Source organism: Paenibacillus turpanensis (genome assembly GCF_011421635.1).
GTDB lineage: Bacteria > Bacillota > Bacilli > Paenibacillales > YIM-B00363 > Paenibacillus_AK > Paenibacillus_AK turpanensis.
This window is the reverse complement of record NZ_WTLI01000039.1, coordinates 1-11,622: the sequence shown is the minus strand read 5'-3', so window position 1 is coordinate 11,622 and position 11,622 is coordinate 1. Positions and strand designations below refer to the sequence as shown.

The 11,622-nt window shown below is 49.0% G+C and carries 10 protein-coding genes and 2 riboswitches; of the genes, 1 reads left to right on the top strand and 9 read right to left on the bottom strand.

Annotated features, from left to right (window positions below):
* Positions 1–60 precede the first annotated feature (60 nt).
* From GQS10_RS22385 to GQS10_RS22350, 8 genes are all read right to left on the bottom strand, one after another.
* Positions 61–1,170, bottom strand: a complete 1,110-nt coding sequence (locus GQS10_RS22385) for an MBL fold metallo-hydrolase (RefSeq protein ID WP_166246461.1) — start codon at positions 1,168–1,170, stop codon at positions 61–63.
* A gap of 146 nt (positions 1,171–1,316) precedes the next feature.
* Positions 1,317–3,632 carry a histidine kinase gene (locus tag GQS10_RS22380; protein ID WP_166246459.1) on the bottom strand — a complete coding sequence of 772 codons (2,316 nt, stop codon included), beginning with the start codon at positions 3,630–3,632 and terminating at the stop codon, positions 1,317–1,319.
* A gap of 75 nt (positions 3,633–3,707) precedes the next feature.
* Entirely contained in the window at positions 3,708–4,271 is a 564-nt protein-coding gene (gene kdpC / locus GQS10_RS22375) for a potassium-transporting ATPase subunit KdpC (RefSeq protein ID WP_166246458.1), read from the bottom strand.
* 25 nt (positions 4,272–4,296) lie between these two features.
* Positions 4,297–6,327: a potassium-transporting ATPase subunit KdpB gene (kdpB, locus tag GQS10_RS22370; RefSeq protein ID WP_424991821.1), complete on the bottom strand. Its 2,031-nt coding sequence runs from the start codon at positions 6,325–6,327 to the stop codon at positions 4,297–4,299.
* Between the two features lie 21 nt (positions 6,328–6,348).
* Positions 6,349–8,010 carry a potassium-transporting ATPase subunit KdpA gene (kdpA, locus tag GQS10_RS22365; protein ID WP_424991820.1) on the bottom strand — a complete coding sequence of 554 codons (1,662 nt, stop codon included), beginning with the start codon at positions 8,008–8,010 and terminating at the stop codon, positions 6,349–6,351.
* A 33-nt stretch (positions 8,011–8,043) separates the two neighbouring features.
* Positions 8,044–8,091: a potassium-transporting ATPase subunit F gene (locus GQS10_RS23840; RefSeq protein WP_424991819.1), complete on the bottom strand. Its 48-nt coding sequence runs from the start codon at positions 8,089–8,091 to the stop codon at positions 8,044–8,046.
* A gap of 147 nt (positions 8,092–8,238) precedes the next feature.
* The gene (locus GQS10_RS22355; protein ID WP_166246453.1) at positions 8,239–8,754 is read right to left on the bottom strand and encodes a hypothetical protein; all 516 of its coding nucleotides are present in this window, start codon (positions 8,752–8,754) and stop codon (positions 8,239–8,241) included.
* A gap of 19 nt (positions 8,755–8,773) precedes the next feature.
* Positions 8,774–8,927, bottom strand: a riboswitch (cyclic di-AMP (ydaO/yuaA leader).
* An 82-nt stretch (positions 8,928–9,009) separates the two neighbouring features.
* Positions 9,010–9,204: riboswitch (cyclic di-AMP (ydaO/yuaA leader) on the bottom strand.
* 254 nt (positions 9,205–9,458) lie between these two features.
* Positions 9,459–9,599 carry a hypothetical protein gene (locus GQS10_RS22350; protein WP_166246452.1) on the bottom strand — a complete coding sequence of 47 codons (141 nt, stop codon included), beginning with the start codon at positions 9,597–9,599 and terminating at the stop codon, positions 9,459–9,461.
* A 260-nt stretch (positions 9,600–9,859) separates the two neighbouring features.
* Between GQS10_RS22350 and GQS10_RS22345 the strand changes: the two genes are divergently transcribed.
* Positions 9,860–10,126, top strand: a complete 267-nt coding sequence (locus tag GQS10_RS22345; protein WP_166246450.1) for a late competence development ComFB family protein — start codon at positions 9,860–9,862, stop codon at positions 10,124–10,126.
* Positions 10,127–10,409: 283 nt separating this feature from the next.
* Here the strand turns inward: GQS10_RS22345 and GQS10_RS22340 are convergent, their stop codons facing one another.
* Positions 10,410–11,561, bottom strand: a complete 1,152-nt coding sequence (locus GQS10_RS22340; RefSeq protein ID WP_166246449.1) for a hypothetical protein — start codon at positions 11,559–11,561, stop codon at positions 10,410–10,412.
* Positions 11,562–11,622: the final 61 nt, after the last annotated feature.

Sequence of the window (11,622 nt, the reverse complement as noted above, 5' to 3'; positions counted from 1 at the left end):
GGCATGACTCCGGAATTAGGGGGCCTAACCGATGGCTTTATCTACTGGCCAACCCATTCTTCAGTCTGAGGCTACGGATCTCCACCAAGGGCTGACCGCCTTAGACAAGTCCTTCTGTAAAAAGACGGTTTCGCCAATGTTCGGAGCTAGAAGTTGAACCTCCTCCCGTTCCGCCTTCCGCAGCCCACGTTCGACAGGATCGGTCCAGCCGTGGTACGCCAGCGTGAACGCTCCCCAATGGATGAGCATCATCACTTTACCCCGCACATCCTGAAAAGCCTGCACCGCCTCTTCCGGTGTCATATGAATCGTTGCCCAGCGCCGGTCGTATTGGCCTCCTTCCATTAAAGCGATGTCGAAGGGGCCGTATTTTTTCCCGATTTCCTTAAAATGCTCCCCATATCCGCCATCTCCACTCGTATAAAACCGGGTCCGCTCTCCGATGATGACCCAACCGCCCCATAAGGTAGAATCGCGATTAAATATCCCTCTTCCGGAAAAATGCCTCGAGGGCGTCATTGCAACGGTTATTCCTGCAAACGTAACCTCGCCCCACCAATCCAGTTCAGTAATTTTCTCCTTGGGAACGCCCCAGCGAATCAAATGGCTTCCTACTCCAAGAGGAACAAAGAACTGAGCCGTTTTGTGCTGGAGCTTTTGAATGGAGGGATAGTCCATGTGATCATAATGGTCATGTGTAATCAGCACCGCATCAAGATTCGGCAGCTCATCTAACCTACTCAACAAACTGCCTGTGTAGCGCTTGCTTCCTACAAAAGAAACCGGGGAAGCGGCCGGACCGAAAACCGGATCCACGAGAAGCTTTTTACGATCGATGCTCAGCAGAAAAGCGGAATGCCCGAACCACGTCAGACTATCCTCCGCATCGTTTATTCTGGCCCAGTCAATCGCGCCAACAGGCAGCCGGTCACGGGGAGATCGATCCTTTCCGCCTGTCATTGAATCCTTCAGCATAGACAACATATCTGGCAAACGCAGATCCATCCTTGTCGGGGCTTGATTCACAAACCTTCCATTTTGAAAATGATCCAGGGCTTTGAACTCCGCCGCTTGCTCTTTGCTCAAGTCCCCTCCAAACGCCGGGTACAGCTTCACAAATAAGATTGCGGAAACAATAAAAGCAAGAACGAGGATGATGGCATATAGCATCGTATAATCAAGGTTCCTTTCTCTATACGGTTTGATCCGTTCGATTAATCTCTTTATCAATAGATTCGAACTTCACTATAATGCTCGGATCGCTTTCTTTCAAGAGCCTTCACTTGCTATGTCTGGCGAGAACTCGATCAGTACTCTCACTTCCTTGACACAACCAGCACATCCATATGTCTTCCGTGAAGTCCGATGGTTCGCATCACATCTCCACGACGCCATCGCTTCCACCAAGGCTGCTTGGTTTGTCCGAGAATCAGCTGGGTGCAGCCTAGCGCCGCCGCCGCTCGAAGCAGGCTCCTCCCAATTTCTTTACGGCTTGCAGCCTCTTGAACGAGAAGAGTGCCCCCTAATCGTTCCGTCATCGCTCGAATCGTCTCCATCCTGCTCAAGTAAAGCTCATGTTGTACTTGATCCGGGGTTACAATGAAAACGGTGTACCACGCTGCCTTTAAGCGGTGGGCAATACGGAAGCCTCTGCGAATTAAGCGGTCGGCGTCCCCTCTTAACGAAACACAAACACATATCGTTTCTTTCCGGCGATAAGGCCCACGAAGTGAGGATGTTCGCTCCCATGCTTCCAGCCTTTCATCCACATCATCAGCAATTTCCCGAAGCGCTAGCTCACGAAGTGCAATTAAGTTGCCCGTCTTAAAAAAATGCTTTAAGGACTGCTCCACTTTATCCATCGCGTACACCTTCCCTTCGCGCAGACGCTGCTGCAAGGCACTCGGAGCCACATCGATCAGCTCCACCTGATCCGCATCACGCAAAATACTGTCCGGTACCGTCTCGCGTACACGGATACCGGTAAGTTGTTCAACGGCGTCATTCAAGCTCTCGAGATGCTGAACATTCATCGTAGAGACAACGGAAATACCAGCCTTAAGAAGCTCCAGTACATCTTCATACCGCTTCTTACGGTCCGATCCGGGCACGTTCGTGTGCGCCAGCTCATCAACAAGCACGACGTCCGGCCGAATCCGGAGAATCTCCTCCATATTCAGCTCTTTGAGCTTGGCACCCCGATACTCGATCGTCTTTAAAGGAACCTGCGCCAGTTTGCCGACCTGCTCCTCCGTTTCCTTTCGCCCATGCGTTTCCAGCAGCCCAATGACAACATGCACGCCTCTCTGCAGTAAATCATTGCCCTCACGAAGCATGGTGTAGGTTTTCCCCACCCCCGGCGCAGCGCCGATATAAACCTTAAATCTTCCTCTCTTTATTTCATAAATACGTCGTTCCATTTCATCCGGAAGCAGTCTGCGGTAGGGATCCCCCGGCTGAGACTCCATTCCCGGCAGCATGGCCGGCAGAATACGCTCGCCTTCCGACTCGGTGCGGTCAGCGACAATGAATATATCCACCCCTTTCATCTGCCTCAATAATCCGTTCACAAACGAGCCCCGCCAAAATTCCTGCCATGGCGTTTGCTTGGAATGCCCGATAACAATTCGCGTCACTTTATGCTGGTTTGCAAACGCTAGAAGCTGCTTCGGAAGCTTTCTCCGACTTGGAGCAGGCAGCTCATGAAGCGGAGCGCCAAGCTTATCGCAAAGCTTGCGAATGGTATGGCGAAAAGCAAAGCGATCCTTCGTCAGCTTCCCTCTCATCGGAACAAAGGAAATGACCCAAAGGTCACCGTTTAGCCGTTTGGCAATTTGCTGGCCGCGCCGGACATAAATCGAACCGTTCCAATGATACTGGGTCGCGACGAGAATTCTCTCGGTGACTCCGGAAGGACCGGAAAACCCTTTTTCATCACGGTATTTTTCTAATGAGTCATTTACCCCTTCCGCCATGAGGCGAAGTGCGATTTCTCGCAGGATCGATAAATTCCCCTTCTCATAAAATTGCTGATGAACCTGTTCACCCAAGCATCCATCGCCAATTCGTTGAAGCATCGTCTCCGGTGATACATCGATCAAGCGTACCTCATCGGCCTCATCCAGCACCCCATCCGGTACCGTTTCCGCCGTTTCTATCCCTGTCAGCTGCCGCGCCAGCTCCCGAGCCCCGTCCAATTCGTACACGTTTACCGTAACAATGACACTAATCCCCTTCGTCAGGAGCACCCTAATATCCTCAAGTCTGGTCCCTATAACGGCTCCCTTACGGTTGCGGTGCGCGAGTCCGTCCGTCAGTACCACCTCCGGATTCCGAGCAAGAACCGCTTCTACATCCAAGTCCTCCTTCATTCCATCTCGATCATACCAGGAGATCCCCGGGATACACTCCAGCCCTTCCATTTGCTCCAGCGTTTCCGGTCTGTTTAGCGCCTCAACTGCGCTGCAGACCACATCAACCCCCTGCCGCCGCAGCAGCTGCCCTTCTCGCAGCATATGATACGTTTTTCCGGACCCGCTTACCGCTCCGATATAAATCTTAAATCGTCCACGATGCAAATTTTCGATCGATTGCAGCAGCTCCTCCGGTGTCTTCCGCCGGAATTGTTCCATGCTCCCCCTCCTTCTCATGTAAATAGAAAGACACCCCGGCGTGTGAACCAGCTGCGCCAGGGTGGTGGAATCCGATTACTTCAAATGATGAGAAACATCGATATTAAGGAGCAGTACATTAACTACCGGCTCTCCAAGAAAGCCCAATTCCCTTCCCTTAATATGCTCCTCTACCATTCGCTCAAGCTCCTCGAGAGGGATGCCGGTCTGAGCGCTAACCCGCGGAATTTGCGCCTTTGCCCCTTGGATACTAATATGCGGATCGAGTCCAGAGGCGGAGTTTGTCACCAAATCAATCGGCAATTGATCTCGGGCAACCTGGGGGTTATGAATCTCCCACTGCTCTACACTTTCCAAGGTGCGTGCCAGCATATCCGGGTGTGAGGGCGCATAGTTCGGACTTCCCGAGCCATCCGCAGCATACTCAATGCTTGATAGGCGGCCGTGAAACCATTTCGGATCGGTAAAGGATTGACCGACAAGCTCCGAACCGATTACTGTGCCCTGCTCATCCTTCACTAAACTGCCGTTCGCTTGATAAGGCATCACGATCTGGGCAATTGCTGTCACTGCAAGATGATATAACAATCCGCAAACGAGCATGAACACAAAGCTGGTGCGAACAATAATTGAAAACATACCCCATCTCCCTTTCCCGTTCTACCTACACCCACAATTGCAAGATCATATCGATCAGCTTAATCCCGATAAACGGCAGGATCACACCGCCTAATCCATAAACCAATACATTCCGGCTAAGCAGCCGGGACGATGACATCGGCTTATAGGCTACTCCCTTCATGGCCAATGGAATCAGCAGTGGAATAATGACTGCGTTAAAGATCAGAGCCGATAAGATCGCCGACTCCGGAGAGGCTAAATTCATGACATTTAACGCCTGCATTTGGGGAATCGCCAGCATAAACATAGCAGGAATAATCGCAAAGTATTTCGCAATATCGTTGGCGATGCTGAATGTAGTCAACGCTCCGCGAGTCATAAGCAGCTGCTTGCCGATTGACACCACCTCGATAATTTTGGACGGGTCCGAATCGAGATCTACCATGTTGGCCGCTTCCTTGGCTGCGACGGTCCCGCTGTTCATTGCAATCCCTACATCTGCCTGGGCCAATGCGGGGGCATCGTTCGTGCCGTCTCCCGTCATCGCAACAAGCTTGCCTTCCGCCTGCTCCCTTCGGATGACTGCAATTTTGTCCTCGGGCTTGCTTTCTGCGATAAAATCGTCAACGCCCGCTTCTTTGGCTATCGTCGCTGCCGTTAACGGATTGTCACCGGTACACATGACCGTTTTGATGCCCATTTGACGCATTTGTTCAAAACGTTCGCGCATGCCCGGCTTAACCGTGTCCTTTAAATAGATAATCCCGTACAGCTTTTGGTCTACCGCCACGGCCAAAGGAGTCCCTCCCTGGCTTGCTACCGCATCCGCATTCGACTTTAGATTGGCCGGTATGAACCCGCCCTGCTCTTCCACCCACTTCCGAACCGCATCAACGGCTCCTTTTCTCACCTTGCGCCCGTCCTTCAAGTCCAATCCGCTCATCCTGGTTTCCGCTGTAAACTCGATGATGCCCGCTCCCACGGCTAGACTCCCATCCGCCTCAATCCCAAGCTTTTTGTTCAGCTCCAGAACCGATCGCCCCTCTGGGGTTTCATCCCGCAGCGAGCTGATCGCCGCCCATAAGGCCAGCTCATTTTTCGTCACACCCTCGACTTCTAGAAAATCGCTTGCCATTCGGTTCCCATACGTAATTGTCCCTGTTTTATCCAAAATAATCGTATTGATATCCCCGGCCGCTTCCACTGCTTTCCCGGACATCGCCAGTACATTAAATTGAGTAACACGGTCCATGCCCGCGATCCCGATCGCAGACAGCAGTCCGCCGATCGTCGTCGGAATGAGACAAACCAGCAGAGCTATGAGCACTGGAATCTCCAGCTTTACTCCTAAATAAGCTCCAAAATAGGGAAGAGTTACCACAACGATAAGGAAAATAAGCGTCAAGCTCGTCAGCACCGTATTCAAAGCAATTTCATTCGGCGTCTTCTGCCGCTTTGCTCCTTCGACGAGTGAAATCATCCGATCAAGAAAAGACTCACCAGGATCGCTCGTAATCCGCACCTTGATGCTATCGCTGACAACGCGCGTCCCTCCGGTAACCGAGCTGAAGTCGCCGCCCGCTTCTTTCAGGACAGGAGCCGATTCCCCGGTAATTGCCGATTCATCCACCGAAGCAAGCCCCTCGATAACTTCTCCATCTCCCGGAATAAGCTCCCCCTGATCAACCATGACGATATCTCCTTTGCGGAGCTCAACCGAAGACAAATGCTGCACTTTGTTGTTCACAAGCTTCTTCGCCGCTACATCTTTCTTAGTCTTTTTTAAAGAATCGGCTTGGGCCTTGCCGCGTCCCTCCGCAAGAGCCTCTGCGAAATTTGCAAACAGAATCGTCACAAACAAGATTAAAGCAACAACTACATTAAACCACCGTTCCACTTGGGAAGGGCCAAAAGCGTTCGGAACGAACACAAGCACTAAGGTAATCAGGAACCCGATCTCCACAACGAACATAATCGGGTTTTTGATCATAAGACGCGGGTCCAGCTTCACAAAAGAATCTTTTAATGCGTTCCTTACAATCGGACCGCTTATCATCGATTGTCGTCCATTCATCGCATTCATTCCCTCTTCTCTTTAAGGCTTCAGCGTGAGCTGCTCTGCAATCGGACCGAGCACAAGCGCCGGGAAGAAGGTCAAAGCCCCGACAATGAATACCGTCCCGATGAAGATGACTCCAAATAAACGTTGATCGGTACGGAAAGTGCCGCTTGTTTCCGGAACCGACTTCTTCGCCAGCAAGGAACCAGCAACCGCCAGCAGCGTTACAATACCGAAGTAACGTCCTAAGAACATCACAATGCCTGTCGTTATATTCCAGAAGGGCGTATTATCGACAAGTCCTTCAAAGCCGGAGCCGTTATTGGCCGCGGACGAGGTATATTCATACAGCACCTGAGTTAATCCGTGAAAGCCGGGATTCGAAATCGTATCCTGATAAAAGGCTACCACAAACGCGCTGGGCACCAGAATAAGGAAAGGATGAATTAATAGCGTCACTGCAATCAGCTTCATCTCTTTGCCTTCGATTTTCTTTCCAAGAAACTCCGGCGTACGCCCGACCATTAGACCGGCAAGAAAGACTGCGATAATTGCGTACATGAGTACATTTAAAAATCCCGCTCCAATTCCACCATAAATCGTGTTCAGCATCATATTGGAGATCGTAACCATCCCGCCGATCGGCGTTAACGTATCGTGCATTGCATTGACCGCACCAGTTTCGGACGCGGTAGTGACAACCGAGTAAAGGGAAGACTGGGTCGCGCCGAAGCGCATTTCTTTCCCTTCCATGCTCCCTTGCGAGCTGTCAATCCCCATCGTGTTCAATAAAGGGTTTCCTGCATTTTCGGCGAGCAGTGATACCCCAAGCATGAGCACAAACATCATCGCCATTGCGGTAAATAAAACGCGTCCTTGCTTTTTATTACCTACCATCCGGCCATACGTAAAGGGCAGAGAGGTCGTCACCAAAAGCATCAGCACGATTTGCAGCGCATTGGATAGGTTCGTCGGGTTTTCCAAAGGGTGGGCCGAATTGACTCCGAAAAAGCCGCCGCCGTTATTTCCGAGTTCCTTAATGGATAAAAAGGAGGCTACCGGTCCCCGTGCAATAACTTGCTGCGCCCCTTCCAATGTCGTTGCTACAGCCGCTGGTTCCAATGTCTGGGGTACACCCTGCGTCACAAATAAAATGGCAGTGACAAACGAGATCGGCAGCAGCACACGCGTATTAGATCGCACGAAATCGACGAAGAAGTTACCGAGCGGTTTGCCCGATAAGCCTCGAATCAAAGCAATCGCCGCCGAAAGCGTCGTGGCCGGCGCCGTAAACATAAGGAACACAATGGCCAGCATCTGCGCCAAATATGACAGGCCGCTTTCGCCGCTGTAATGCTGCAGATTCGTATTTGTCATAAAGCTGATCGCCGTATTAAAAGCAAGCGTCGGCTCCATCGCCGCAACCCCGCTTGGATTAAGCGGAAGCCAATGTTGGATACGGAAAATCGTGTACGTGACCAGAATCATAAATGCGTTCGAAAGAATCAAAGCAAGTGCATATTGCTTCCAGGTCTGATTTTCTTTCTTGATGCCGCTTAGACGCACAATCGGTTTCTCCAGCCATCCGAATAACCGGTCGATTCTTGTCGGGCTGTATTCAAATGCGTCAGCCAAATAGTGCCCAGTGGGCTTTGCCAAAAGCACTGCGATAAGCAGCACCACAACGATCGAAACTATACCTAACAGAGTCAAGGCGAACCCCTCGTTTCCTCAAAATTTCTCTGGATTTACAAGCACATACAACAAGTAAATAAACATTGCACCGATGATCGTATAGAGCAGGATCATGTGTTGTCTCCCCCGTCTTCCGTCACTCGACCAGACCATGAACCAAGTCCGACCATCGATAAGGTTAATAGGGCAACGATGACCACCATGATGATATCTACCATAACGCGCTCCTCCTTAGCGTATCTTCTCAATCTCCTCAATCAGCATGTCGAGCTCTCCCTCCGTTGCGTTGACCATCGTATCCGCCCCGAGATGCCGATAAAGCCCGGGAATGCTGCTCATATTACGAATAATGACGATCCTGCCTGGGACCAGCGGCCGAAACGCACGCAGAAAGCGGCAGGTCAATGGCATCGACTCATCAAATAAATAAACATGCTGAACGGCGCCCCTCTGCAAGGGACAATTCTCCATTCTCGTATTCAGCCGTACAAACTGCGTTATACCGTAACCCTCCAGAACCCGCTTCTGCCGTTCGCTGTTCACCAGCGCAGCAACCGGGACACCTTCTGATATCAGCCTTCGTAAAAAGGTTCGTCCGAATTGATTCGGAGCATAAACCAGCGTCAGTCCGCTGTCTATCACTCCTTCATCCTCCTTTGCTTCCGAGGCAAATTGCAAAATAAAAGGAAGCCTGCAGAGGAGAACGTCCTCGCGGCTTCCCAGCGCATAATAAAATAAAGCATTCATTATGCCGGAATTGCTGCAATTGGCCTCTCTCGATACGCTTACGAGGTTAGCTGTCGGATTCGGGCGTGAGAGTCGCCCTACCGGAACCGAACGGTCCGGATTCACCCCTGGATCTATGACGGATCCTTTGGGTCCCCCGCTTTCTGAATTCAGAAACTCAGCGTTTTTCTTGTGTAAAACCCGATTTTTGGCAATAAAAAACCACAGAGGCTTATGCCGCCCTGTGGTCGATTTAACATTCGATCACAAAGTCACATCCTCTCTCGATCCACGCTTACGAGGTTAGCTGTCGGATTCGGGCGGTGAGAGTCGCCCTACACGAATGAATGCCTCCATGGCGGCCTCCACTCGTGATTCACCCCGTGCCCGTGCCGTTGGCTCTCACACCAACCTGTCACAAGCGTTTGGGTCCCCCGTTTTCCTGTAAAGGAAACTCAGCGATCAAAGATGATCATGCAGTTGTAATGATGATTCATGATACGAATCATACTCCTGCTGTGTTCAACCTGTAAAGCAGGATGGAAGCCGTCGACTCGGTCATTTTCCATACCTCAAACTGGAATTAAGCGCTATCACGACATCCTTCCTCAAAAAAACTCTTTATTTCTTCTACTATCTTTGTTTTTCGAGGAAATTACATATTGCTCTTCATGATGGAGGTTTACAGCGATTCGTGGTCTGGGTAAGATGAGTCTCAATTCTGTTCAATTTAGACTCCGGTGAAGCAGCTTTTTTTGCTGGAGCATGAGGAATAGCTTCAGCCGCATGTCGGCATGCCTCCCGATCGGACTAATCCGATTCTTCCACCATTCTAGGGAGGACTCGGTCATGTCGACATATTTCATGCCTGCAGCCCGTCCTCCCAGCAGAATATGGGAGATATCACCATACCCACTCAGTTAGTCGAGCAGCCTCACTGCACCCTGGACGTTTCCTATAAAAAGTTGGTGCATCAATTGTAAATCTACGATAATCTGTTAATATACCATTTCAAATCCACTTCATCTGTTTAAAATGCTTTTTCGACTTCGGAATCTATCTTATTCCACAAAATATACGAAATCCTAAATCATCAGCTCACTTGTCTTTTACTGGAGGAGGCACTATGTTTAACGCTATCGAAAGAATCGCACAGGATCTTTATATCGAGTTTGAGAAGCAATATGATCTGTCCTGCAAATGTCATCAGTGCAAAGAAGATATATTATGCATTGTTCTTAACCGGATCCCTCCGAAATACACTTCCACGCAAAAAGGAGAGCTATTCATCAAAGCATTATACCTCGATCCACAGCTTCAATCCGATATCATGCGAGAACTGATGAACGCCTCCTTAATTGTTAAAGACAACCGCCACCATGATCCTGTCTAGTCACTCTCGTTCCATTCATAAAAAGGCAGCCGATCCTTTGAAGTGACCGACTGCCTTTCTGTATTTACATGGGATAATTACCCACTACTTCACAATCTGCACCGGAGCATTCGACCCCATGCCACCTTAAGGCTAACCAATCCTAAATCCAATTCTGGAAACTCTTTATATTTCTTCCCGGCGCTGCATGATCGTCTAGCCTGGCCAGTTCAGTTATGCATGATCCTATTTATTTGAATTCAACTATAAAATACGTACGATTCAATACAATCCGAATAATGTACTAAACGAGAGATACTAACCCCTTGCTTTCAAGGATGCGAAGCTTATCACCCGGGACGCTCTTTGCTAAATCTCCCCCCGGAACATCTAATGATTCTTCATCGGCGTATATCACAAAGGTTTTTGTAACTGGGAGGATTCCATCCCAATTCATCTTATTAAGTTCCAACGCAACTTCTTGCCACAGCGCTTTACTCTCGCCCCACCACGTCTTATGAGTTAACACTGGATTAAGTGGTGCATCAGACCAATCGGAATTCATTTGCCAGTATTGTATTAATAACTGAAATTTCTCTTTTACCTTTTGATCAGATAAAGATTCTTGATTCTCTACTGGATGTTCGCCGGCATTCCAGATTGTCCATATATCTTCTCCAGCTTCTATCTGCTCATCCCGAATACTCTGTAAACCGGGATGGAATATTGGGTCCAGAATGCCCGATGGTTCGCCATGAAGATATATCCCAATAAAGCAAACTTGATCAGTTTGAATCCTATCTCCAATCTTTGTTATCGTTCTTATCGATTCATCGATGAGTTCTTTCTTTACTTCATCACGAATTTGTTTGGCCTGTTCAACATTTACCTCTCGATACTTTACATCTCCATTTTCCTTAATCGATGCCATGTTGCCTGTTTCATCATACTCAATTTGGAATTCGAAAGTTCGAACAAGGTTCCCCGCATACCAAAACTCATTCCGCTTTATTTCAACTAACTTTTTGCCTTCGTATACGTACTCTTCCTCAAAGTGCCATTCTTGGCCTGGGTTCAATCCGTTTCGAACAATAAATTCTACATACTTAACTGGAAGTCCATCATCGAAGATAAGTTCTTCAATAGAATCAACCTTACCATTTGAGTATCGACGATTAATCATTCGTTCCTCAGTGCGGACAATACATTCTTCTTGACTAGACTGAATGAAACATATCTCATCATTTTTGTTAAAACCATAAGATATTGAAGCTCTGCAGTCCATTACGGGGGATCGTGGTTCTAAATTTCGTTCAAACCAGAATGGAGTTGAGTCATAACGTTTCCATCCAGTATATTCCCATCGGTAGCTTTGAGATTTAGCCTGTTCTATGTATTTTTCCTGATTCAACTCAGCATCCTTACATAGTGAAAAATAATATTCCTTATCGATCATCTTCTTCGCCCCTCTAATTTATTTGTTTTGGATCGTCTACACTTAGTTGGACAGAAAAAAT

Excerpts from the sequence above, each read along its gene's own strand:
- GQS10_RS22345 (WP_166246450.1), top strand. The coding sequence starts at position 9,860 with ATGTTTAACGCTATCGAAAGAATCGCACAGGATCTTTATATCGAGTTT.
- GQS10_RS22385 (WP_166246461.1), bottom strand. The coding sequence starts at position 1,170 with ATGCTATATGCCATCATCCTCGTTCTTGCTTTTATTGTTTCCGCAATC.
- GQS10_RS22350 (WP_166246452.1), bottom strand. The coding sequence starts at position 9,599 with ATGAAATATGTCGACATGACCGAGTCCTCCCTAGAATGGTGGAAGAAT.
- kdpC (WP_166246458.1), bottom strand. The coding sequence starts at position 4,271 with ATGTTTTCAATTATTGTTCGCACCAGCTTTGTGTTCATGCTCGTTTGC.
- kdpB (WP_424991821.1), bottom strand. The coding sequence starts at position 6,327 with ATGAATGGACGACAATCGATGATAAGCGGTCCGATTGTAAGGAACGCA.
- GQS10_RS22355 (WP_166246453.1), bottom strand. The coding sequence starts at position 8,754 with ATGAATGCTTTATTTTATTATGCGCTGGGAAGCCGCGAGGACGTTCTC.
- GQS10_RS22340 (WP_166246449.1), bottom strand. The coding sequence starts at position 11,561 with ATGATCGATAAGGAATATTATTTTTCACTATGTAAGGATGCTGAGTTG.
- GQS10_RS22380 (WP_166246459.1), bottom strand. The coding sequence starts at position 3,632 with ATGGAACAATTCCGGCGGAAGACACCGGAGGAGCTGCTGCAATCGATC.